General features: G+C 42.8%; 25 protein-coding genes. 4 read left to right on the top strand and 21 right to left on the bottom strand.

Annotated elements, in window-relative coordinates; genetic code table 11:
* Nucleotides 1-97: 97 nt before the first annotated feature.
* Nucleotides 98-2,419 carry a beta-propeller domain-containing protein gene (locus MFMK1_RS09905; protein ID WP_366921551.1) on the bottom strand — a complete coding sequence of 774 codons (2,322 nt, stop codon included), beginning with the start codon at nucleotides 2,417-2,419 and terminating at the stop codon, nucleotides 98-100.
* 236 nt (nucleotides 2,420-2,655) lie between these two features.
* A complete protein-coding gene (locus MFMK1_RS09900) occupies nucleotides 2,656-3,540 on the bottom strand; it encodes a LysR family transcriptional regulator (RefSeq protein WP_366921550.1) in 885 nt (294 codons plus the stop codon).
* 134 nt (nucleotides 3,541-3,674) lie between these two features.
* Here MFMK1_RS09900 and MFMK1_RS09895 point away from each other — a divergent pair, with 134 nt between their 5' ends.
* Together MFMK1_RS09895 and MFMK1_RS09890 are read left to right on the top strand one after the other, a co-directional pair.
* Nucleotides 3,675-4,106: a PaaI family thioesterase gene (locus MFMK1_RS09895; protein WP_366921549.1), complete on the top strand. Its 432-nt coding sequence runs from the start codon at nucleotides 3,675-3,677 to the stop codon at nucleotides 4,104-4,106.
* 49 nt (nucleotides 4,107-4,155) lie between these two features.
* Nucleotides 4,156-4,935 (top strand): enoyl-CoA hydratase/isomerase family protein, encoded by a 780-nt coding sequence (locus tag MFMK1_RS09890; RefSeq protein ID WP_366921548.1) that lies wholly within the window; start codon nucleotides 4,156-4,158, stop codon nucleotides 4,933-4,935.
* A 231-nt stretch (nucleotides 4,936-5,166) separates the two neighbouring features.
* On the opposite strand, the gene MFMK1_RS09885 is transcribed toward MFMK1_RS09890, so the two are convergent.
* The 9 genes from MFMK1_RS09885 to MFMK1_RS09845 all read right to left on the bottom strand — a co-directional run bounded on the left by MFMK1_RS09885 (nucleotide 5,167) and on the right by MFMK1_RS09845 (nucleotide 15,071).
* Nucleotides 5,167-6,777: an IS1634 family transposase gene (locus tag MFMK1_RS09885; protein ID WP_366921547.1), complete on the bottom strand. Its 1,611-nt coding sequence runs from the start codon at nucleotides 6,775-6,777 to the stop codon at nucleotides 5,167-5,169.
* Between the two features lie 630 nt (nucleotides 6,778-7,407).
* A complete protein-coding gene (locus MFMK1_RS09880) occupies nucleotides 7,408-7,758 on the bottom strand; it encodes a type II toxin-antitoxin system PemK/MazF family toxin (RefSeq protein WP_366921546.1) in 351 nt (116 codons plus the stop codon).
* Nucleotides 7,712-7,933 carry a hypothetical protein gene (locus MFMK1_RS09875; protein ID WP_366921545.1) on the bottom strand — a complete coding sequence of 74 codons (222 nt, stop codon included), beginning with the start codon at nucleotides 7,931-7,933 and terminating at the stop codon, nucleotides 7,712-7,714. Before MFMK1_RS09875 ends, MFMK1_RS09880 begins: the two co-directional genes overlap by 47 nt.
* A 519-nt stretch (nucleotides 7,934-8,452) precedes the next feature.
* A complete protein-coding gene (locus tag MFMK1_RS09870) occupies nucleotides 8,453-10,228 on the bottom strand; it encodes a stalk domain-containing protein (RefSeq protein WP_366921544.1) in 1,776 nt (591 codons plus the stop codon).
* A 50-nt stretch (nucleotides 10,229-10,278) separates the two neighbouring features.
* Entirely contained in the window at nucleotides 10,279-10,689 is a 411-nt protein-coding gene (locus tag MFMK1_RS09865) for an RNA polymerase sigma factor (RefSeq protein WP_366921543.1), read from the bottom strand.
* A 10-nt stretch (nucleotides 10,690-10,699) separates the two neighbouring features.
* Nucleotides 10,700-12,184: a zf-HC2 domain-containing protein gene (locus MFMK1_RS09860; RefSeq protein ID WP_366921542.1), complete on the bottom strand. Its 1,485-nt coding sequence runs from the start codon at nucleotides 12,182-12,184 to the stop codon at nucleotides 10,700-10,702.
* 234 nt (nucleotides 12,185-12,418) lie between these two features.
* On the bottom strand, nucleotides 12,419-13,816 hold the full coding sequence (locus tag MFMK1_RS09855) for a hypothetical protein (RefSeq protein WP_366921541.1): 1,398 nt from the start codon (nucleotides 13,814-13,816) through the stop codon (nucleotides 12,419-12,421).
* A 34-nt stretch (nucleotides 13,817-13,850) separates the two neighbouring features.
* Nucleotides 13,851-14,363 (bottom strand): VanZ family protein, encoded by a 513-nt coding sequence (locus MFMK1_RS09850; RefSeq protein WP_366921540.1) that lies wholly within the window; start codon nucleotides 14,361-14,363, stop codon nucleotides 13,851-13,853.
* Nucleotides 14,364-14,570: 207 nt separating this feature from the next.
* Nucleotides 14,571-15,071: an RNA polymerase sigma factor gene (locus MFMK1_RS09845; protein ID WP_366921539.1), complete on the bottom strand. Its 501-nt coding sequence runs from the start codon at nucleotides 15,069-15,071 to the stop codon at nucleotides 14,571-14,573.
* A gap of 169 nt (nucleotides 15,072-15,240) precedes the next feature.
* Here MFMK1_RS09845 and MFMK1_RS09840 point away from each other — a divergent pair, with 169 nt between their 5' ends.
* Nucleotides 15,241-15,489, top strand: a complete 249-nt coding sequence (locus MFMK1_RS09840; protein ID WP_366921538.1) for a hypothetical protein — start codon at nucleotides 15,241-15,243, stop codon at nucleotides 15,487-15,489.
* A 169-nt stretch (nucleotides 15,490-15,658) separates the two neighbouring features.
* On the opposite strand, the gene MFMK1_RS09835 is transcribed toward MFMK1_RS09840, so the two are convergent.
* Together MFMK1_RS09835 and MFMK1_RS09830 are read right to left on the bottom strand one after the other, a co-directional pair.
* Nucleotides 15,659-15,961: an HI0074 family nucleotidyltransferase substrate-binding subunit gene (locus MFMK1_RS09835; protein ID WP_366921537.1), complete on the bottom strand. Its 303-nt coding sequence runs from the start codon at nucleotides 15,959-15,961 to the stop codon at nucleotides 15,659-15,661.
* Nucleotides 15,925-16,371: a nucleotidyltransferase domain-containing protein gene (locus MFMK1_RS09830; RefSeq protein ID WP_366921536.1), complete on the bottom strand. Its 447-nt coding sequence runs from the start codon at nucleotides 16,369-16,371 to the stop codon at nucleotides 15,925-15,927. Before MFMK1_RS09830 ends, MFMK1_RS09835 begins: the two co-directional genes overlap by 37 nt.
* A 423-nt stretch (nucleotides 16,372-16,794) precedes the next feature.
* On the opposite strand from MFMK1_RS09830, the gene MFMK1_RS09825 reads away from it, so the two are divergent.
* On the top strand, nucleotides 16,795-17,088 hold the full coding sequence (locus MFMK1_RS09825) for a hypothetical protein (protein WP_366921535.1): 294 nt from the start codon (nucleotides 16,795-16,797) through the stop codon (nucleotides 17,086-17,088).
* Between the two features lie 461 nt (nucleotides 17,089-17,549).
* Here the strand turns inward: MFMK1_RS09825 and MFMK1_RS09820 are convergent, their stop codons facing one another.
* The 8 genes from MFMK1_RS09820 to MFMK1_RS09785 form a co-directional block, all read right to left on the bottom strand.
* Nucleotides 17,550-17,936 carry a DUF1048 domain-containing protein gene (locus tag MFMK1_RS09820; protein WP_366924917.1) on the bottom strand — a complete coding sequence of 129 codons (387 nt, stop codon included), beginning with the start codon at nucleotides 17,934-17,936 and terminating at the stop codon, nucleotides 17,550-17,552.
* Between the two features lie 30 nt (nucleotides 17,937-17,966).
* Nucleotides 17,967-18,314 carry a DUF1048 domain-containing protein gene (locus MFMK1_RS09815; RefSeq protein WP_366921534.1) on the bottom strand — a complete coding sequence of 116 codons (348 nt, stop codon included), beginning with the start codon at nucleotides 18,312-18,314 and terminating at the stop codon, nucleotides 17,967-17,969.
* Nucleotides 18,314-18,640 (bottom strand): PadR family transcriptional regulator, encoded by a 327-nt coding sequence (locus MFMK1_RS09810; RefSeq protein ID WP_366921533.1) that lies wholly within the window; start codon nucleotides 18,638-18,640, stop codon nucleotides 18,314-18,316. The genes MFMK1_RS09815 and MFMK1_RS09810 overlap by 1 nt, the downstream gene beginning before the upstream one ends.
* Before the next feature lie 865 nt (nucleotides 18,641-19,505).
* Nucleotides 19,506-20,717 carry a thiolase family protein gene (locus MFMK1_RS09805; RefSeq protein ID WP_366921532.1) on the bottom strand — a complete coding sequence of 404 codons (1,212 nt, stop codon included), beginning with the start codon at nucleotides 20,715-20,717 and terminating at the stop codon, nucleotides 19,506-19,508.
* Nucleotides 20,718-21,123: 406 nt separating this feature from the next.
* Nucleotides 21,124-21,489 carry an SDR family oxidoreductase gene (locus MFMK1_RS09800; RefSeq protein ID WP_366921531.1) on the bottom strand — a complete coding sequence of 122 codons (366 nt, stop codon included), beginning with the start codon at nucleotides 21,487-21,489 and terminating at the stop codon, nucleotides 21,124-21,126.
* Entirely contained in the window at nucleotides 21,486-21,686 is a 201-nt protein-coding gene (locus MFMK1_RS09795) for an SDR family NAD(P)-dependent oxidoreductase (RefSeq protein WP_366921530.1), read from the bottom strand. The genes MFMK1_RS09800 and MFMK1_RS09795 overlap by 4 nt, the downstream gene beginning before the upstream one ends.
* Nucleotides 21,687-21,774: 88 nt before the next feature.
* Nucleotides 21,775-22,521, bottom strand: coding sequence for an SDR family oxidoreductase (locus MFMK1_RS09790; RefSeq protein WP_366921529.1), 747 nt, complete (start codon nucleotides 22,519-22,521; stop codon nucleotides 21,775-21,777).
* 132 nt (nucleotides 22,522-22,653) lie between these two features.
* Nucleotides 22,654-23,733, bottom strand: coding sequence for an AraC family transcriptional regulator (locus MFMK1_RS09785; RefSeq protein ID WP_366921528.1), 1,080 nt, complete (start codon nucleotides 23,731-23,733; stop codon nucleotides 22,654-22,656).
* Nucleotides 23,734-23,756: the final 23 nt, after the last annotated feature.

Below are 23,756 nucleotides of genomic sequence, written 5' to 3'. Positions count from 1 at the left end.
CCATTCAAAAATACTTGTTTTGGACGGGTGATCACAACCGTCCAAAACAAGTCTCAATCCCATCTTCAGATTCACTTCGTGTAATAAAGCCTTTTGATTAAATATTTAGCGAGTCTATTTCTTCCAAATTACTTATCCGATTTGCTTTAACCATCCCGTCGGATACGGTGTAAAGATTATCCTCTACAAAGAAGATTCGTTTCACATTCTTATTGTTGTTATAGTAATATCCGGTTTTCTGAAAGTCTTGACTATTTAAGTGGGTAATGCGGCCTTGTAAATTAAATCCGTTTTCTATATCAAGATTATATACATAAGCACCCTGAAAGGAAAACTCTCCATATTGGGGCCAGCTGCCGGTATTCTCCTGCTGCTTATTAATTTCCATTACCGTTACCGGAAACGCCAACAGATTCCGCTCCTTATCAAACAATAACGCTTTATGATTGTGAAGCAATTCCGAATCCGTCCCCCTATCACCAATGATTTCTTTATGAAGCTCAATAGGATTATTAACATCAGTGATGTCAAAGAGGGCTATTTTCATACCTTGATAGAATGCCATTGATACCCCATCGCCAAATCTTTCATCAGCTGTTTCCATGGCATCCTTGCCAAAGCCAATGATATAGTTCTCACCATATGGATGTAAATAATCGCTGTACCCAGGAATTTTTAGCTTTCCTAATATTTTAGGACTGTCAGGGTCTTTCAAATCTAGGACAAACAGCGGGTCAACCTTTTTGAAGGTTACCAGATAACCCCTCTCACCCATAAATCGAGCAGAGTAAATTCTTTCACCCGGGGCAATATCTTCAATTTTTCCAACAGTATTCATCTTGCCATCTAACACATAAATATTATTACTTGACTGATTTTGTCCCTGACCAAAAAGGCTTCCGCTTGTAGTGGCAATCCGGAAATGGCCGTTATATTCATCCATGGAAAACTGATTTAATATATGCCCCGACACTTTGCCTTTCCCTTGATAAACCATGTTTCCATTCAGTAATGCAAACTTATGGATGGCAGTGGTTTCGTTATTTTGTAAGGGCACCGGCGGCGCAATCATCTTTTGCTGCTCAAGCGGAAGTACAGCAGGTTTTGTTTCTGCCGCTTCATATTCGGTCAATGCCACATATAGGTGCTCCGGTGATGCATATATATTTTCGCCTGCACCTAAGAAAGTCGAAATGTTTGCTTTCTCATTTGGTTTATCAAGATTAACTGCTACCACCGTCAAATAATTGGGGCTAATGGCCTTAGGAAAGTAGTGTATTTTAGAGTACGGCATTTCGGTAAAGCTGCTCTCGTTATCTCTGTAACGCAAGGCAGGAACGTATTCCGTTTCTGTCCCCATAATTTGATAGCCGCCAAAATATTTGTTTGAAACCAGATACAAAGAAGACCCTACTTTTCTTGACGATAAGTAATTCCCTTCCACTTCAATTTCTCGAACTTGATTCGGATTTTCCCGGTCCGTACGGTCAAAGACAATAATTTTAATACTGTTATTAATGTTAACCGGTGGGTAAACTTCCGGCCGGGCCATACTAGGCTTATCAACTGTAATATCTTCATGCCGATAATAGGCAGTACCGATAACAATCAAATAATCGTCATCAATGTAAAGTTCTGCCGGCATGAAACCGGAGGTATCCCCCCTCGGTTCAAAACCGATAACGTTACGTACCTCTAGTTCATCCGCGGGGAAAATCCTGGATATAACTATTTGCTGATTTGATACCTGGTACAGATATTCACCATCAGTCTTAACAATATCCGCCTCATCCACACCTTGAACCTGCACATTGGTTTCCGAGTGTTCAGGGCTTGAAGCCGCCTCACTTTTCAGCTCTACTCTGTCAACTGACTTAACAGCGGCGTCGCTAACTGCTTCATTTATACCGTTATAAAGATAAGATTGTCTCATGTCTGCATTTTCTTTAAGCAGCTTTTTAAGGGTCTCAAAAGAACCTACAACGGGTAAATCACCGGCAGTCACGATGGAAATCGCTTTTGTATTCCCATCCCAGTTTACATGCGCGCCAAACGCCTCACCAACGAAACGGAGCGGTACATACGTTCTTTTTTGGCTGAGATAAGGAACCGCTTCAAGCATTATGTTAGTACCGTTCTTTTTTGCCGATTTACTGCCAATTGTCACCTTAATTTCAGTATCGCCTTTAACAGCGGTAACGGTTTGGGTAGCGTCATTCCATTCCACCTGAGCCTCGAATGCCTCAAAAATACCTCTTAGCGGCACGTATACTCTGTCGTTACTTAGCTGCGGTTGATCGTTGAATGAAACCTTCTCATCGTTCAGATATAATTCTATCTCCGACGTATTGGCAAAGGAAAAAGAAACAGCCACCAATAAAAATAGTAAAACCATTGCTACAAATGTCAGTCTTTTCATTGAATCTCACCTCCAATTTTAATAAATTAGACGTAAGCATTTTTGCTTTGTTCCTTTCTTCACCAGTTTTTAAAGGAATTAATTCTCTTATCATATTGGACAAAAATAAACTGGAAACCCTTTCGTCGGGGAAGGTTAGTTAAAGAAACCTCTTGTTCTTTTTCCGCTAGTTCTGGAATGGCTAAACAGGGCGGGGTCGTCTGTAAAACTTAAAGATACTTTCTGCTGTAAGGGAGTTAGGGGTGTAAAAGACTTAAAAAAGCATCCATATAAGGGGGGATGGGCTTATCCTTTCGTGTAATGACATCTAAGTACTGCGGTTTGAAGTAATGGTTCAAAGATATAAACACGAAGTTTTTCCGCTCTAATAACGGCAAGTCTCTCACAACTGTTGCAAAGGATATACCCAGACCCATTTCCACATAAACTGCGCTAAGCTCCACATTTGAAGACTCCATTATTACACGGTAGTTGAGACTATTTTGCCGGAACAATTCTTCCAACTTTTTACGGTTATTATAAGCCCCTCCCTCAGGTGGTAAAATCAGGGGGTACCGCGCTATTTGCTCCAACATAACGGTCTTTTCCTTGGCAAGCGGATGCTCTCTCGGAACTGCCAACACGGACTCGATTATTTTCCAATGTTTCTTATCCAAGTTACCGGGAATAATTGACTCTATGGCAAAACCCAGGTCTACCTCCCCACTTTTTACTAGTTCAATTACAGCTCGCTGCGGCCGATCCAGCAGGGATAGTTCAACCCAGGGAAATTGGACCATATATTGTTCCACAACTTTCGGCAGCAGTTGATTAAGTGTGGTATAGGGTGCTGCTATCTTTAACTTTCCTCTCTTTTGACCGTTTAAAACACTGATTTCCTCCACTAAATAATCATAATTATTCAAAACTGTTTCTACAAAAGCAAAACACTTCCGGCCGGCAGGCGTAAGCAAAAGCTTTTTCTTTCCCACCCGTTCCAGAAGTTGACAGCCCATTTCCTCCTCCAGTTTCTTGACTTGCTGTGTCAAAGCTGATTGAGTGCGATACGTTTTTTCCGCAGCTTTTGTAAATTTACCCGTCTTTGCCACATGATAAAAACCCACCATTTGTTGCCACCGCATAAATATCCCCCTTATAAGTGTATCTAATTAACAATATTATAACTAATAATTTGTCTAATATATAGCAAATTGATATAATTAGTTTGAAAATTATAACTATTGCCAGTGGCGTTGCCCAAAGGGGGTGAAATAACTTGAAAGCGCAATTTGCCGATTATAAGGAAAAGGTCCTGCAATCATTTAATCATCAAGGTTTAGCACATACTCTTGGCATTGAAGTTGAAGATTTTGGCCCCGGCTGGTTTCACACCAAAATGATTCCCAGTCAGCAAATTCTCCAGCACCACAATTATGTACATGCCGGTGCCCTGGCGTCCATGGCCGACCTCAGCAGCGGCTTTGCCGCATATTCGCTGATGTCAGAGAAGGAAGAGGTATTGACCGTAGAATTTAAAATCAATTTGCTGCGCCCCGCCGTGGGGGAGATGATATTATGCCGCGCCAAAGTGTTAAAGCCTGGGAAAAGAATTTACGTGTCTGAATCTGAAGTATTTACCGTTAATGAAGGAATTAAAAAGTTGGCCGCCAAAGCCACTGTAACGCTGTTGGTGGTTGACATGGACTAGAGCCGGCTAGGCAATTAAAGGTACTGAACATACCTAAGGAGGCAATATAATGGAGAGTATTGTATTGATAGAACGATCTAATTCAGTCACTTACATATCATTAAACCAACCCAATAACTATAATGCGCTGAACCCGGAAATGGCTGAAAAACTGTCAGAAGCAATAAGTAAGTGTTTTGAAGACAAGTCGCGGGCGGTTGTCATAAGGGGTATCGGGAAAGCATTTTGTTCCGGCGGGGATCTTTCCTACCTTAATTCACAGGACTCAATTTCGCAAGCGTTGGCAGGCCTTACCCAATTGTTTCACAGGCTGATAACCGATATTCGATTGTTGCCAAAACCGGTAATAGCTGCAGTCAACGGTGCCGCAGCAGGCGGCGGAATGAGCCTTGCTTTAGCGTGCGACTTGCGAATCGCCTCAGATAAGGCTAAATTCAAACAAGCATATACCAGCGGTGGTCTGGTTCCTGACGGCGGCTGGAGTCTTTTTGCACCGGCCATGCTGGGTTATTCCAAAGCCAGTGAATTACTGTTATTGGATGAGGTAATAGATGCCCAAAGAGCTTACGAGCTGGGCTTGGTCAATCTAATGGTACCTTCAAGTGAATTTAATCAAAAAGTTGAAGAGGTGGCGACAAATCTGGCAAAAGGGGCCACCATAGCGCATGCAACTGCAAAAGAACTGTTAAATCAATCGATCATGCCAATGTTGGAAACACATTTGGAAAAGGAACGCCAGGCGATGATCTCTATTGGTCAGACAGAGGACATAAAAGAAGGACTAATTTCATTTCTAGCAAAAAGGGCGCCCAGCTTTAGCGGTAAGTAATAACAAATGTAGCTTTACCCGCCCCCTGGATATCATCAGTACCCTTTAGAATCACAGGCGTAAAAGGCCGAGGCTATTGCATCTTCATCCAGATTTGCCCTATCCCACTCAGTCACTACATGGCCTGTTGGGTAAATGTATCAGATTGGATTGTTGTAGGAAAGAATTTAGGGGCAGGCTTAAACATCCCCCTGATAGTAAGGGAATATTTCAACCTGGATTCCCGCCTACTCATAACGAGGAGGGCGGAACAACGCCCAAGCCTATATAGATTTCCTTCTGTTTCTCAAGAAGCTCACCAACACGCAGTTTCTGGCCGGGCGCTTCAAAACATTCAATGACGTCAAGTTTATCGAGAGCGCTCTGCAAGGTATAATTTTTGAATAAATGCGTCTCCTGCATCTGCTTTTTGATGTAAGAAAGATAGATGAGAGCCACAAACTCTACAAATAGTTTACCGTCAAGGCTTTGCTCCGAGGAAACCAATGTGCGGCGCATATTCAGACGTTCCTTAAGGTTGCCAAATGCTTTTTCAACCACATCTTTGTTGCGATAAAACTCCAGTGCGGTAATGGCATCCATCTTTTCATTAGTCAAAAGGGCAAAGAATCCATAATACCGTTTTGCTTTAGTAACGGCCTCTTCATTGACGGTGACCTTTGTCCCTCGTTTTGGCGTAGTTTTCGTCTCGAAATACTTTTTATAGAGGTTTTCATGTTCAGGAACCCTCTTACCTGACTCCAGTTCATGGCGCAGTGCGATTAACTTTCGGTCAAAGGCTTTTTCGTCTTCAGCTGCTTTATCAATGTTGTAATAATAGTGAATGTAGATGCGCCTGGGTTCTGAGAGGGTGTCCCCTTTATACGGACGGTACTGTGTATAAAGCCAATTAGTCTGTACTGTATGGCAATACAGCTCGTATTTCTCGCTATAGTGTTCAAATATACGAAACTTATCGTAGATGAGGTCCAATTCTTTCCTGATAAAAGCGAGGGATATTTTTACGGAGATCAGGAATTTCAAGTGTTCTTTAAAGAGGGCATTGATATTATCTTGACTATAGAAGCCTCTGTCCATAACCAGCTTCACTTTGGAAAAACCAAGGACATCCAAATCAGCAAGTAAATTCTTAATTGTTTTGGAATCAGGAATGTTTCCAGCCAGTTTGCGGTAATAAAAAGGAAGGTTGGACCTTTCACCGAACACTAACGCCAGGTTCAGTTGAGCCAGTGGATCGCTCTCTTTATTCTTGCCGTATTGCACTTGGCGTAGATGTTCAGAATAGCTGGAGATGGAAGTAATGTCATATGCCCAGAACTCCTTTTCTGTCCGCCGTTTCCCTTGCAGCTGAAAGAATTTGTTCTTTGCTTCTTCGGTGATGGATGTGAAGAGTTCGCTGCTTCGCTGGGAGGTTATGTTCTTACCGTAAGGATGCTTATGTAAGCTGCTCCATTTTTCAAAACGATAGAGGGGGTTTTTATCCTCAAGAATCAGGTAATACACAATCGAAAGAATTTGCCAATAAATACTTGGAAAACAGTGTTTCAAATCCTCGGTAATGCTGAGCTTTTCACCAATAGCGTCCAGCAGATACGTTGCTCCGTAGAAAGACCTTGAGGTTTGAACAGATGGAATAGGGCCTCTTTGGGGAGGCGCAGGCACTTCTTTCTTTTTTCGGCCCCTACCGTCTGTCGGGACTATCTCTTTGGTTTCACTGTCCACCCGGCCGATGAGCGTCCTTTTTGCCCGGGATTGCTGCTTGTCCTTATCCCAGTAAGAAACGGACTCATAGGCGTATGTAATCCCTGATCGCTTATCTGTCTGATATACGATGGCTGCCATTCGATTGCACCTCCTCGTTATGTATATTATAACACATGACGATGTTGGCTGCAAGTAAAAAATGGCATTAAGTCCAGGTTTTTCAATGGTTTGTAGTGTTTTTTGTTATCGCCTCGTTATGAGTTTAACGGGAATCCAGGTTTCAAGCCTGACCCCAAATGTTTCACTGGAGCTGATGGTCGGATTTGAACCGACGACCTGCGCATTACGAGGACTGAATCCAGTATTTTACTTGGTTTTCGTTCGTTTCTGTTGATGTTAGTTAGTCTGAAAAAATCCCATAATATCAAGGCTTTTACCCAGAGGACATCTTATTTCGTGTAAATTAGTTTTAATTGATTTCAGTTCTTTCAGCACTTTTTCGTTTGATTGGTTTGATAAATGGTTTGATAAAATTTTAGTACTTTATCTCTGTACCAGTTATAATTTCGTCTTCATTTTCTCATGTTTTTCGGTTTTATTGTTTGATACTTTCAAGTTTGCGCTCAATTATTTCTTTAACCGTATTGATGGGGGAAAAAATTTTAGTGCCGGGGACCGGGATTGGTCTGAAATGTATGTTTATATCTGTATTTGATAGCTATTTCAGAGAAATGTAAAAAAGCTCTGTCAGTATATTAACAGGGCTAGTTAAAAGCAAGATTTCACACAATTTAAAACTTCATTCAATTCTTCTTCAATTCCCTGGGGTATTTTAAACTCTAGCTGATCTCGACCGATTGTATATAATTTGTTCGTTCTTATTATACTTTCTTCTTTGAGTTGAACAGGTTTGTCAAACTTAGTCCTTGCTGGCTTAGTACTACATTTACAGACGATAATATCCCTGTCATCATGAGCCTCACTATTCCCTACTACAAGCACAGGAGAAGTTCTCAATATATGTTCACTATGGAATGCTGCAAAGAAAAATTCTCCCTGTTTCGCTTCGTCTCTATCCTTTTGTAGCTTCTTTGTATAGTCGTTTAATTTCTTGTTCATACCACTCTTTGAAAACGTCTCCTTTCTCCTGCATATCTAAAGCATCAGAAGGAGAAGCTTCAATCGGCCTACACTGATCTAAACCTAATTTAGCTTTCATTTCTTCTACAGAAGGCTCCTTTTGCATACTGCACGCCCCCAATTTAGCTTCCATATCTTTTAATAGAACTGACATACCGTTCCCCTCCTTTGGATTAATTTTACAACAGTTCCCATGGAGAATCAACGGTGTTATTTCATTAGTTTTTTATTATCGGCAAATTATCGTTATATTATACTCTATTTATATGCCAAATGTACTAACATCCTGCCGTGTCGTGCCCTTATTACTAAATCCTCTGATATTTGAAAATAATAAAGCGGATAGGAAGGTCTGGCAATTCCTTCAAGTGTTTTGTTCGGAGCAAGAAAAAAGCAGCCACACGGAAAGTGCAGCTACTTCATTGTGAATTTATATAGTTAACTACTACTTATACGAAATATTATTTCTAACATCGTCGTTTGTTTTAAGATCCTTTTTTAGATCCTTCCAAAAACGTTTCTTAAGTTTACCTTGCCGAATTAACTGCATTTCTTTTAATGACCGTTCAAGCGATTCTTTAGGGGACCAAAGCCTTAGGATTTTTAAAACCGTAGTCATTTTCTTGTTACTCTCCTTCCCTTGAGGTTCTCCCTAGTTACTCATTATAGCTCTCTATTGTACCGTATAGATTCCAGCTTGATAACGGAGGGTATAAACCATCCCCATATCCGTTATAAGGGCGGAATCGATGGTATCATTCACCAACAAGGTAGTATTGTCATCAGCACCGACTTTATAGAGTCCTAATTCATAACCATCTGTTTGGTAATAGATGCCGGTTTTGCCAACAAAGAAATTTTGCACTGATTGATTTGTCAGCAATGTCTGCTGCCCGCTTTTGATGTTATATTGATAGAATTTATGAGCTGCAGTATCATTTTTTGCAGCAGTATAGTAGATGTTCCCTTCATAGGCTTGAAGATCAATAACCTGTTGGTCAGAAATTGTAATTTTACTGTTCCCATCTAAATCCATCTTCACTAAATCCCCAGTTCCCGAATCAACATAATATATCTGCTGGGCGATAAGCCAGAAATTTCTTGCTGGGGATGATATTCTTTCTTGCGTCAAATCCTCCAAATTAATTCGAAAAACGGAACTCTTATCCTCCTGGTCAGTTTCTTGATATCCTAAGATATAAAGATAGCCGTCTTTGAAGTAAAGGGTAGGATTACCTGAGTAACTCACGCCACCACCTTCCCTGATTGTACGGTTTACTCCATACGTAAAACCCTGCTCACCGAAATTTTCCTTTGCACCGGTTTCTAAGTTAACTCTATATAAGTTATTAGTAAAAGCAGGTGGATAAAATTCCGTATAGTAAAGATAATCGCCGGTAATTTCAAAGCTGATAAAGGTTTTGGCACTGGCAACTTCGTGAGCCTGACCGTTCACCAACTTGTATAAGGTTTCCGAACCCATGGTCAAATCGCCGTAATGGAGCACAAAATAAAAGTCATCATCGATATACTTCATAGTTCCCAGCCAAGAATAATCTTGGTCCAAATCACATAATTTCCTCGATTGACCGGCTGCCAGGTTAAACACACGGAGTTCTATTTTGCCGTTGATAGTGGTGGTATAGTAGAGTTCATCATTAATTACCTGACTCCTGCTAAAATTATTTAAACCAGGCAGTCTTACCTTTTGTCCTGAGCTGCCAGGTGTTTGCTTATAAAGTTCTTGGATGTTGTTGCTGTCTTCGTAGTTTGTTTTTACGTAGAAGATCTCATCCTGATATTTTGCCAGGGGAGTCACCTGTTCTTGGTAGCCGACAGGTTCTCGTGTATCATCCAATTTCACCTTCATCTGATTCTTGATTATTTCAGCCTGCGGGCTATGTAAATCAACCATGTCATTGCTGATAATTACCAAGCCGTCGAACCATTCGACGTTTTTTCCCAATGCCTCTGCTGCAGCTCTTAAAGGCAGGACAATGCGCCCGTTGATATTTTGAGGCGGAACATCTAAAGTCTGCGGCTCATCATTAACGAACATGGTTTTGCTATTAACCGTCAGTTTAACAGTCTTATGTAGTTTATGATTAGATAGAAGCACTTCCTTGGGCTTTTGTGCATCCCATACTACTTCCCAATAGGCCCATGTAACCACGCCGGATTGGTTATTACGGTCCACTTCTGTGGCTAAATATCCCATCAAACGAATAGGTACAAGAATACGGTCGTTCCTCAGGTACAGTTTATAGTCACCGCGAACATCCGTTTTTCGGCCATTGACAAAGGCTTTATCGTGATAATCAAGGGGCAGCACCACTGCATTATAAAAGGCTTCACTAAGGGGTTTTTTCGGAACATCTCCTGCCCACACAGCAGTCGTTCCTAACAGCAAAAAGATAAGTGTAAGCACAATCGTTCTACATAACTTCATTAGGAAAACCATCCTTTCTGGTCTTGATTACATGGTACAGATTCCGCCCATTAGGGTGCGTCTATTATAATACGGGTAAGCTTTTGCCGACCCTGATGTGCCAGATAGCTTACCTCTTCGCCTTGAACAATCCTCTCTATCTCAGGGTATGTCAGCCTGTATATATCTTTAAGCACAATGACGGCACGTTCTTTTACCGGCAGCCCGTTAAGCGCCTGTTGAATTTCAGGGATTGAGTCATCGGGAGCTATAGCCCGTGATAAATTGCTGCACCTTTGCTCCAGCAGCAGCTCTACTGCTGCCTCTGCCGCCCTAACAAATATTCCTTCAGCCGAGCTAAACAGCTTATCCCGTTGAAGTTTTTCCACAGTGCGAAGGCAAAGGTCTTGGGTTAACTGCACGTCGCCGGTAAGTCGATAGCAAAGAGTATAAAGTTGGCGTATAAATATTTCGTTACTCAAGTTAGACACCTCAAAAGTTTGCAGTTGGAACGGGAAGGTTAAATTCATGTTCCAGGTCTAACTGTTCCCCGATACTTTTCAAACGAACGGTGGTCGGCCATTCATCTGAATACAGCATTACTGTTCCTGTTCCATTTTCTGAACTAAACTCTAGACTTCGCCCTGGGGTTTCGAACCCTTTAGGATGGACAACTATAAATTCAGGAACATAACTGGGCAGTGATGCACTTCCTGCCTCTATTAATTCAAATTGCAGTATCAAAGCCGACCGCTCTCTTTTTGCTGATGTAAGTCTGATTTGTTTTCCGTTACCACTAACCGTTTTATCTAGCTTTTCTTCCTGCCCGTCATTTAGCTCTATGCTGATCTCTTGGTGCTCTTTATCATTTACATACCGATAGAGATAAGTATTGGGTAACGTAAATTGCACTTCACTTGTTGTCTCCGGCAGCGGCTGAAAGTTAAAGCTTGCAGTAATTCCGCCGGATAGAGAGTCAGTCTTTAGCCCAAGTTGTTCAAGTTCGGCTTTTCTGCGGTTTTCCATGTCTACAAGTTCGGCATACCAGGGCAGTGCTGCCATCCCTGGGCGCACATTATAAAAAGAACCTGAAGCGCTGCCGGCACTTCCGTCTTCTCGCATCTTCGGTCCTACAGGCGGGAACAACCCGAAGCCCACACCCCTAATATCCTGATCAAGCGGCCAAAATGCTCTTAAATTAACCTGGCTTTTGGTTAAGCCTAAGATAACGTGTTCCAAACCAAACTCCACCGGCCCGGCTTCCCTTTTGATACCAGGCCACCATTCACTGGTGCTGGCCTGAACTGCCGCCGGTTCTACCGCCACAATAAACTCACCTTCTGCCGGAGCACCTTCCAGCCGAAATGCCAAAGAAAGCTGTGATGCCTTAGGGCTGACCGGTTTTAATTCCAAAACATGCTCCTCACCGCTGTAACTAAAGCCGGACATAGGCTCGTAAACTCTGCCATCCTGATCACTGATAACTAATTCCAGCCGCTCTCCTTCCTGGATTTCCGGCTCTATTTCATAAAAGACCACTGTTTGGGCTGCATCAATGAGCATTCTTTCTACGGTAACCTCATATGGCCCAATCTTCTTTGTTTGATGTACCGGGGTAAAAAGATTTTCTTTAAATGCACGGCGGTATTCCGGGTCTCTTAATGCCGTAACTTTCCCGGCTTGATATGCCCAAGAGAGCCCGCCTGCCCCAATAAAGAGGATTAATACCAGCACCCAAGCCAGTCTTTTTCCGGATACCCAGGGTAAAAGGACAAACTTCCGCCGGTTTTCTTCAACCACAATCTCATCATGTTCGAATAGCTGCTCCTTATAAACTAGGAGCGCCTCTTTACAATTTCTGCAGCCGGCCAAATGTTCTTCCACCATCTTAGTGCCGGCTGCACTTAGCTCATCATCCGCATAAATTGGCAGTAAGTCCTGGATAACTTCGCACTGTTCTCTATCTATTTCATCCACAAAACTCACCTCGCAAATTCCGTCCTATACACTTAGTACCGGTAACACCTATTTTGTTACACCAATAAATAAAAAAAGTGCCTATCGGCGCGCTTTAGTCTTTGCTATTGTTTAGTTCATATTTCTACCCGTGAATTCCTTTATAAGTGGTTGGTCGCATTTCTCCTCCCAAACCCTCACAAGTGAATCTGGGTGGTACTGTTGGATCCCCATCGTCCACCCCCCAGATTATTATTATCCCTGCACGGCGAAAGCCAACTCTAGTTCGTTGCCATTTTCCCATCGGCAGGTGAGAACGTAGTAAAGAACTGCATTGTCATCATATTCAATGGGAAGAGTGTAGAGGGCAGCGTCTCCGTCTGCTGTGGTATCAAATGTCATATTGAGGTCTACATAGGGACGGGAAGCGTGAAGCGGAAACCGGTCGAAAGTAAAAGGGTCGCGTGTAACAGAAACTTCATCAGGCGCGTTCTGAAAAAAGCTGACAACAATTTTCGCTCCCTCCGGAACGACTTGCGGCGAGCCATCCGCCTCAGCAAACTCCTTATAAAACACCTGCCGATAGCTGGCCCGATCATAGATTGCACCGTTCCATACACTGGGCAGGATGTGATAATCCTCCAGTTTATGGCCTTCGTTGTCTTTCCGCCAGGTGATTTTAACCGGGAGAGCATCGTACACAGTGCCGGTCGCCCAGAGCAGGATATAAGACTTGGGGTAGTTGTCTTTAATAAACTCGGTTGAATTAAGATCACGGATATGAAGCACATGTGCTTCATAGGTGTCATACCAGTCCTGGGGGCCGGTCGCATCGTATTTGATGTCCTCCTCAGAAAGGATGTCCCTGCATAGACTGACCATGATATGGCCCTTGAGTCCGGTTTGTCCGCCCTTTTTAAACTCAGTAAACAAATAAGGCAACGCATTAACATCCAATGCAAGAATGGCATTATACTCTGTTTGATGGGCGTCAATATAATCCTGGGGATTGGAGGATTCCTTGGGGGAGGACATAATCGTATTAATGTTGTCTTCCACAAATGTTTTTTGGTCAGCCGGATCAGCCGGCAACAATCCCTGGTGGCCCCCGCCCGTGCCTTTGCTTACGATTTGATATTCATTATTTCCCAAACTTTTGATGCGGAATTCGCTATTGTCGCCTTCAGCCTCATAGCCCGTATCCGTGGACTTGAAACTGCCGTTGGCGCTCATGAAGTAGAGCCCGGTGGTGGAATAGTTTGAATTAATATGCACACAGAATTCCTTTTTATCGCCCGCAAACAATGAAATGTCGTTAAGTTGATAGCTTGTAATCCTGTACTCTTCCGGGATATCCTCTCCCATAAAAGAAGCATAGTAGTGATTAAAGGCTGCTTCTCCAATCTTCAGCAAATCGGTCTCCCGGGTAGAAAAGACCGTAGCCTTCGCCTTTGTTTTTTTCAGGTCAAAGGCCTCTTTTGGATTAGCCGAAAATATAAGCGACGCAGATACTACCACAACAATAGCGATAAGGATGAGCCCAAAGGCAGGCCTTTTCACATTTCTCTCGCCAAAAGCCAGGGGATTCACCGTCAAAAGCCCTTTTCTTTGCGACAGCGACCGCAGGATATTATTAAATCTTTTCTTCATCATCTTTACATCTCCATTAAAATCAGACTGCTTTCCACTACAAGACGCTGTAACCGTGCAAGTATTCACTTTTTAACATTTTTTTAATAGTTTTCAAAACAATAATTAAGATTAAGTATCCTAACATAACACCAATTGAATTTAAAATTATGTCATCAATATCAAATGACCCAACTCTTAATACCAACTGAATAATTTCAATTAAAAAAGGTATGGTCAAAGAAAGACCAAAAACATTTTTAATGGTAGGGAGTTTTTTGTGAAAGATTATAGGTGCTAAAAATCCCAGCGGCATAAAAGCCAAAACGTTGCCAAATAAATTGATAAACCAAGTATTAAAATTATATCTATGATAATCAACAATGTATCGGGAGATAGTTTTAAATGGTACCAAATTATATCTAAATTCACTTGAATACCATCTATGACCGCCCAAAAATAACTCACTTAACATGACAAGAGCATAAAATACAAAAACTATGATAGCAATACCTCTGATTGTTTTTGATAAGAAAATTTTCTTAGTAATTCTGTCCGAAATGTTACTCAATAAAATCCATCTCCTTTGCTTTGTATGCTGCCATATCGCTTTAACACCACTTTACTGTTTTCAGTTTTTGTATCATAAACTGCTACCTACTGATTCCTGTCTGGTTTTCAGCCTTATAGCCTTTAATGTCTTGGGTCTATATATTTAGTACCGTCAAGAGCCGTTTTATTACACTTAAGAAGGAAAAAAATTTGACCTTTTTGCATTTCAAGTGTATTTTTTAAAGTAAAGTTCTCTAAATCTTTTCTTTGCCCTAAATAATAATACCCTCACTGTGGAGGGAGACTTGTGGAGTAATTTGCCAATATCCTCAAATGCCAGACCTTCTATTTCCCTCCAGATAATAACTGAGCGATAATTTTCCGGTAGTTCTTGCAAAATAGCAAGAATTTCTTCGCCAGCTTCTTTTGTTAGCAATATACTATCGGGTTCTTCTTTGCTGGAGGCAGTAAGCCTATCTACGTTAACTTCATGGTCAGAAAGAAGCCTATTCCTGTTATAATCTTTAAGATAGACATTCCGGGCTACAGCCATCACCCAGGTAATTTCATTACTATTACCTTTAAAGCTTTTTCTAGAGAGAAAAACTTGATAGAAGGTTTCTTGTGTTAATTCTTCCGCTAACGATTTATTTCCGCACTGATAGTAGAGGTAGCGAAATACCTTAGGCTTAGCTTCTAAGTATACTTTTTTAAAATCAAGCATCATAACGCCTTCTCTCGGGTCGTTCCACCTCTTTTTTTTATTAAAGATGATTGCTGTTAATCCCTGCAACTGGGAAAAATATGGTAAGGCCATTTCATGGTATGTTTGAATCTATTTTCTGCTCAGCCTGCCCTTGAATACGGTCAATCATCAAGGATAGCTTTTATCCCTTGTGTTCGTTCCTAATTTCCAGTGGGAAGAACTGCACAACCGAGGCATAATCAGAATCCTTGATTTGGGTGCGGATAAGCCGGTATCTTTGGTTGAATCCCTTTACCAGGACAGCAACGCCATAATTATCAGCATGGGCCTGGTCCTTGAAGGAAGCAACCAGCGTGCGTCCGACCGATTGAGTTTCCAGCACATAGGCATCAAAAGCGGGCTCAAAAGGAGTGGTGAATTCCGTGATGGCTGCGGATAAATCACCCTTGTCAATTGTGTAATGATATTCCGAAGCATAGATATTATGAGCAGAATGTGATATTGGTTGTATTCATCTTAGATAAAGTTCCCTTATTTCCTGCAAAGTCAGTTTTAACAAATCCGGAAACCGTTGAGCACTAGCGTATACTAACTCAGCTATTTCTTGGCTATAGGCATGTGATGTTCTTGTTACGATCTTCTAACATTTCAAACCAGAGATCAATGTCTTTGATGATTCCTGTTTCATAAGTAACACGTATAGCTTGCCTGGGAGAATTAGCCTCGCGGCCCTCGATTTTTGCTACCCTTCGAAGCAGCTTCCATGATAGCTCAAAGGTGTATTCGAAACGTTGAATGGTGGCATCCCTGATAAAAACGGAATAAGGTTGACTTAAAGCTTCCTCAAGACTTGAAAGTGCTTTCTCAAGTGTTTTTAATCTAAGAGCGAGCTGCTCTTTTTTTTCTTCCATATTTCCACCTCTTTTAGGGCATGTTTAGTAAATCCCTGATCTACACTATTAAAGTCGACCAAGTCCACCCTCCCCGGAATAGGTAGTTCCTCCAATTCTCCCTTTAAGAGAGTAAGAGTTGAACCGGAAATAGGTTTTCCAGCATAAAACCCAACATCGTAATCAGAGCCAATAGTAACGTCTCCCTTAACCTGGGAACCGAAGAGAAAAATGTCTGCGTCAATATTGCTGAATATTTTCATTACCGTCCTACGAATGGCTTCCTTTTCATGAAGGATAGTTTTCCCGTCACTTTCAGCAACCCTGTAACCTTTCTTTTTCCACGGACGCCATTCTTCTCGCTGGGCCAAGAGGGTATTTGCACGCAGTCTAATGAAATCTTTTTGCTTTTTTTCAATTCCAGTTGACATAAAAATCAAGCCCTCCACCTTTATTCCCGGTTATTACTTTTCTAGTTACCAAAGCCATGGACTTTGTAAAATTATACCATGAAAAATATATACTAACAACTTACTACCCTTTGTAAATATTTAGCTATACAATTGCCATTCTTCTTTACAATGCCTGCCGTTGATAATTATCCTTATCATGTTGACACGAAGGGCCTACTGCAAACGCATTTCATAAAGTAACAACTATTAACTGTTCCCAAAACAGTTTCTAAGACGCAGCTGCATCTTGACACCCCTATACCACTTCCCATACTCCGCGTTCAGTGCTGAAGAATTCCGGGCATGTTTGCAGGCGTTCTCGTATTTTTGCCTGCCAGTTAGAATTCTTTTTGGCCTTAATTGGGTAAAGCTCGGAAACTTTCTCATAGAGATTTTTTAGACTTGCCTGCCTTCCCAATTCAGATAGCGCATCACGGATGGCATCTCTCCAACTGGGAACAAGAGAACTTTGCCGGACATCTGGTCGCACTTAAAATGCAGATTATTATTGATGCAAAGAAACTAAAGGAAAGCATGACCCTTGTAGGTAAAGTGGTGGACGGGAAGGGTACCATGCCGATTCTGTCCTCGTTTCTGGTTAAAACCGATGAAAGCAAGGATAGCGTCACCCTGTTTGCCACTAACCTGGACGATTCGGTAGCTTCAAAGACGTTTTCTGCTACACTTAGCTTATGACCGTTGGTAGCTGCAAGGCTTACACTTTTCCCCTGCCTGCAGGGGTGCCCCCTGCCGGGGGCAGTTGGTTTATTACCCCCGGTCAGAAGTCACCTCCTGAAATTGATTTTTGTATATAAAAACCCACTATAGCCTTTTGAAAAAGGACATAGTGGTGATTTTTTGTAAAATACGGTTTTACATGGCCGATACGCCATGCTCATGCGCCTCTAGCCTGCTGTGCAGGATACACGGGCGTAGGCACTGAAAGCTTCACAAACGTACACCCCTTGGTGCTCACTTTGTGGACCGTAGGTGCTTGAAGAATTATTAATTAGGTTAATTATAACATAATGGTAAATTATTGCAATAAACGATTGACAGGCAATTGCAAGGACTTTAGTAAATGAAAAATAAAATTTAGCTGCATTATCCGAAAACGTTGAACTCGTATCTTATCCGCATAAACTGTCTTTTACCTTTCACTTCAATTGCTTTTTCCATCCCGATATCCCCTTTTTACTTTGTTTAATTCGTAACTTTTTCATGGCCTTGCTAACTTCTTGGCCAGCAGATTCTTGATAGATGTCAGCGTAAGTTTTTGAATCTTTGATTAAATCGTCGCAGAAAGCCGCTACGTCACTGCCCGTCACTTCGAGCACGCCTTTCCCCAAAGCCGCGCCCTCTTCAAAAAGATCGATAATCCCCGAGAGCAAACCCATCCCGTCGGTTAGCTCAACAGGGCCCACCTTAAAGAAATATTTCTGAACCTCTTTATAAACAATCTGATAATCTTGCGGGAGCGCTTTGACACGTGCCGCGTGCGCCCGCCACTCTTTTTTGCCTTCGATAATATCTTGTATTCTCATTTTGATATCTTGTATTTTCATTTTGTCCTCCTATTTACCTAATTTTTTAGCGATATTATTGTTGAGCTGCTGGCGCCACTTTTCGCGAAAAGATTTTGCTCCTTCTTCGCCGACCAGCGCTGAACAGAAGCCTTTGATATCCCCACCTAAAACCTCTTGAATACTTTGCCCCTCCGCCGCCGTTTCTTCGAGCAGACCAAGCACACCGCCAAGAATTGGCATCAGGTTGCGACCAGTAAAATCTGAGTACACCCAAATGTTGGCATTAATTTCTTCCCATGCCGCTTGATAATCAGCCGGTAGCTTTTTGGCTCGCGATTCAAAAGTTTTCAATTCTTTAGTCATGTCGCTTCCGGTAATTTTTTCCCAATAATTCATTATTTCTTCTCCTTTAACTCGTTAATTTTTGATGATACGAACTCCCATTTTTCCCAGAACTTCCGTAGTTCCTTGCGCCCCGCATCGTTGAGCACGAAAAACTTGCGCGGCGGTCCTTTATCAGATGGCTTTTTCGTAATCTCCACCAACTTGTTTTTCTCAAGGCGCACCAAGATGGTATAAACTGTGCCATCCACAACATCCGTAAAGCCGAGATCATTCAGCTGCCTAGTTATTTCGTAGCCATAGGTTTCTTTGCGGCTTATAATTTCAAGGACGCAGCCCTCAAGCACGCCTTTGAGCATTTCTGTTAGGTTTACCAGCACAATCACTCCTTTCTATTCTGTATGACTTATATTCAGTATTACTTACTACCACTATATAGTAACACATAATAGTTGGTTCGTCAATGCGGTTTTTCTGATATGTGATTGACAGGCTATGACCTATCCAGCCTCGCCCTCCTATATACGCTGCGGGGTAGTGCAGCTCACCGAGTTAGGGGTCTTGCTGCTTGGTTAATACGTATATAGGAGGTGATGCCTATGGGCGATGTTGTTTTTTTAGCAACATTTCTGGCAACGGTGTCCGGAACTGTAGTGGGGCAACTGTTAGTTGTTTTCGCACAGGGTTGGCTCCAAAGCTGGAATAAGCGCATAAAATAAGAAGGCTAACCTCTGACCAGGTTAAACCTTCTTAGCGCAAATGACTCGTTGGCATAGAGTTGGGTACATGCCTAGCTCGGGGTTGCGCTACCCCGTTTTTTCTATTCTATGTCTGTAGTATTACCAACAAACAAAAACATAATTTGACTTTTGTCAATTTCATCATGAAAACCAACTGTGCCTACCACTTAAAAAATCCTTTTTCCCATTTGCTTTACCAATAAAATCGGCTAAAAAAATAATAGCTGCAGAGCCATCTATCTCTGCAACAACCTAATCAGCCTGTCAGTTCCCATTATATTGATCACACGCTTCATATTGTATATTAGAAAATGTAGGAACGACTCCATTCTAGCACCTTCCGTTCCTCTGGTAAGAAAATAAATAAGAAAACCCGGAGTTCCTTTTAGGCGTTCCAAATGGATGTTCTGCGAGTCGTTGGCGCTTTTTATATACATCCATGTTTCAGCTATACGCTTATCTACCTCATGTTCAGGGCACATCGGAAACATGTTTAGCTGAATTTTTATTCCACTTTAATTATAGCTGCATCACCTTGTGCCAAACCACCACAAATTGCAGCTATTCCATACCCACCGCCCCTGCGGCGCAGTTCATAAAGCATAGTCATGATTATCCTTGCACCACTTGCAGTATTCGGGTGCCCGATCGCAATAGCACCTCCGTTAACGTTTGTTCGTTCCCTAATACTTGTTGTTTTATTAGTGTCTCCGTCAGCTAACATTTTACTACTTACCAGCGTAACTGCCGCAAATGCCTCATTTATTTCAATCAAGTTCATATCTTCCAATACCAAACTTGATTTTTTCAGAGCTGTTTCTATAGCTTTGGCAGGGGTTTCAGCCAATAACCTTGGTTTTTTAGCTATACTAACTGTGCTAACTAGAGTTCCTAAAACTTCTAGACTTAACTCTTCAGCTTTCTTCCGGGTCATTAAGAGCATGGCTGTTGCACCGTCGTTTAGCCCGGGAGAATTACCTGCTGTGCAGGTAGGACTACCGTATATAGTTGGAAGTTTAGACAGTTTTTCCATGGACATGTTTTCCCTATATTGTTCATCTTTTTTAAACTCTAAAGGTTCCTTTTTTTTCTGTGGAATAGTCATATTAATCATTTCTTCATTCATTTTACCTTGTTGATAACACTTACCATAAAGCTCATGACTTCTTAATGCCCATTCATCCTGCTCTTCACGACTGATCCCATGTTCCAAAGCAACTTCGCCAGCATCAACTGCCACAGGATTATAGTCTTTATATCCTATTTCAAACAACGGATCTTCCATAGGAACAGGGCCGAGACGATTTCCTTTAAATCTAAGTCCTCTAACTACAAGTGGCATTTGACTAAAAGTTGTTACACCTCCAGCTATAACAATTTCAGCTTCATTTGATGCTATAGCTCTCTGTCCCAGTTGTACAGCCGACATTGCAGAAACACATGCTTTATCCAGGGAACAAGATGGAGTTTCAGGTGCCAGACCAGCTTCAAGCAAAGTCTGTCTTGCTATTACCGGAGTATAAACATCTTTAAAAGAAGCGGTATCACCTACTCCCCAATAAATTTCATCAACTTCATCTTTATAATCTACTCTGCCTAAAACCTCTTTCATAGTAATTGCGCCCAATTTAACTGGATCAAAATCTTTCAGACTTCCCCCATACTTGCCAAAAGGAGTTCTACAGGCACTTACTATTACCACGTCACGTTCATGCAAAGAAATTTCCTCCTTTATTTGAATTGTCCAACCACCATCGACATTTAGAATGTAACCATAAACATAGTTGGAAGCATCTGAAGCTAGTAGACTACTGACCCTTTAATATCCTGGGCATTTCCAAATCTATTGCTGGTATATAACTCAAGAATGTCTTTCTTCTTGGCTCTAAGTTACCTACCAAATGTGTAGCCCGTCCTTTGAACTGTCAGTAGTTAATTCCTCCCCGCTAACACTATTGCCATTTTATCCTTGTAATCCCGCGCCGTTCGGAATCCTCGTCATGCCAGCTACCACTATCCCACTCATATTGACACCTCCCGTTCTATCATTACAGCACAAGCCCGCCGTCTATCTTCAGCACTGCGCCGTTTGCGAATGCCGCTTCGTCCGAAGCGAGATATATTCATGCAACGGCTATCTTTTCCGGCTTTCCGAGCCTTTTTACTGGCGTTCTACCCTTGATGGTGTCAAGTATCTTTTCAGGCACCTTCTGCACCATCTCCGTCGCCGTATAACCCGGAGCAACGGCATTGGCCGTGATGCCCTTTTTGCCAAGCCCCATGGCCCAAGTCTGGGCCACGGATATGACGGCCGCCTTGGTCGAGAAGTAATTGGTCTTCCCAATATTGCCGTTGTGGGCGGTCACCGAAGAGATATTGATGATCCTGCCGTACCCGTTCTCGATCATACTGCCCACCACCGCTTTGGTGCAGCAGAATACGCCCTTCAGGTTAACCGCGATGACTTGGTCAAACTGCTCTTCGGTCATCTTTGTAAGCTGGGCGTCGGCGGTGACTCCCGCGTTGAACTAGTTGTGCTCAATTCCTCCGCTGTCTTGCGGACTCTTTGCTCATTGATGTCGGTGATGATTACGGTCGCCCCTTCCTCGAGGAACTGTTGAGCGATGGCCCTGCCCAATCCCCGAGCGCTTCCGGTGATGACCGCCACTTTATCTTTCAGTTTCATATGATATGACCTTCCATTTTGGGAAAGGATAACTTGTCCAACTCTTTTTAAGAGCCGGATTTGAGTAGTATTTTGTTTTGATCCCCCATCAGATCGAGTTCCTGCCGCCGCTTACGATCAGGCACTGTGATGAGATGAAACTTGCATCATCACTGGCCAGAAAGGATACCGCACCGGCCACCTCTTCCGGTTCCCCGAGCCTTTTCAGGGGTATCATCTTTTTGTGTTCAGCGATGATCGCCTCCGGCACTGCCTGGTACATATCAGTATTGATAAATCCCGGAGCGATGCAGTTGGCCGTGATATTCTTGGGGCCACCTTCCAAAGCCAATGCCGTTGTAAAGCTTATGATGGCACCCTTTGTCGCGACGTAGTTCGCCTGCCCCACATTGCCAAACGCCGATACGGATGAGATATTTACGATCCGCCCGTAGCGTTTTTCCCGCATGATAGGCACGACGTATTTGCATGTATGGTATGTGCCGTAGAGGTTAACATTGATGACGGCGTTCCAAGCCTCCTTGGACATTTTATGGAACATGTCGTCCCGGGTGATACCCGCGTTGTTGACCAGAATATCGATAGTACCGAATTTGTCAAGTGTCGTCTTGATCGCTTCCACGACCTGCTCTTCCTTGGATACATCACAGTTAATGGGCAAAACCTTGTCCCCGGTGGAATCGAGCTTTTTAGCCAGATCCTTGGAGGAGTTAAAATCCCACTCCAATATGGCGACCCCCGCCACCCCGTCATCTAAAAACCGCTGTACTATGGCCGCGCCGATTCCCCTGCTGCCGCCCGTCACCACTGCGTATTTTCCATTCAGTTTACTCATTTTAAGTTTCCCTCCATTTTTATTTAAAACTCGCAGTCACGCTACACCGGGCATGAGAAACCCTGGCCGCCGCAGCAGAATGCGATAAGCCCGTTCTTCAAATAGCTCTCCTGTATGTACCGGATTTTGGTTTTACCCGGTAATACCTTTTAGCATTGGGAAATCTATCTTCTTTACTCCAACGGTGGCAGCAGTGATCGGATTGGCCATCGCGTCCTTCCAATAGACGTCCTGGGACCTCAGATGCTTTCTGTACCGACCGGGGGGAATCATCACGTGCTTTGTAAACACCCGGTTGAAATGGGTGATATTGACAAACCCCGTCTCTTTACTGACCTTGGAAAGCGGCATATTGGTATAGGTGAGCAACTCCACCGCCTTCCGGATCCGGATAATCATCAGGCACTCAAAAATAGTGACCGTGGTTTCTTTCTTGAACAGGCTGCAGAGATAACTTTTTTGCAGTGGCGCTTGCTCAACAATATCATCCAGGGACAACTGTTTCTTGTAGTTGTCCTCCAGAAACCGGATGGTCTCCCGTACCGGCTCGGAATAAGCCGATACCTCTATATATTTCGAAAGCGTGTCTTTCTTCCGCCGTTTCTCCGCGGATAGTTTGAAGAGCATGGCGTATAGATACGTAACTATGATCTCCTCGGACTCCGGCGTGGAGTTATTGCTCTCGTCGAAGATTTCTTTCATGAGCTTCCCCGAGAAATCGTCATCCCGAATCAGAAAACCGATATCGGAGCACATCTCCTTAACGCCCTTGGAAAACGACGAAAACTTTACCTCGAAATAGTAGCTCGGCTCATTGCTGGTATTTATGATGGAATGAACGCTGTTCGCCGGGATCAAAATCGTATCCCCCAACCCCACCGCGAAGGTATTACCCTCGACCGTGATTTCATATTCGCCCCGGACGACATGATTAAGCTGATAATAAGGATGTTCATGGGGCTCATAGGTTTCGCCCATATTCAGCTTGGATAGCACCGCTATCAATATCTTGATTTCCTGCTGCATAAAATCAACTCCATTGTATTCATTTTTGTCTACGATACCATATCCTCGATTCCAATGAAAGCCGGGGCCTCCGACAGTTTCCTGCCGCTGTCTGAGAAGCCCACCTTCGCGTACCGCTGCATCGCCATCCCAATGGCCATGACCAGCATCAATCCCTTGTTGGAACCGTGCCTGTTCAAAGGCCAAATGAAGCCGTTTTTGTTACTTTG

The sequence above is a fragment of the Metallumcola ferriviriculae genome (genome assembly GCF_035573695.1).
Lineage (GTDB): Bacteria > Bacillota > JADQBR01 > JADQBR01 > JADQBR01 > Metallumcola > Metallumcola ferriviriculae.
Note: the sequence above shows the minus strand (reverse complement) of the source record. Positions and strands in the feature narration are given on the sequence as shown.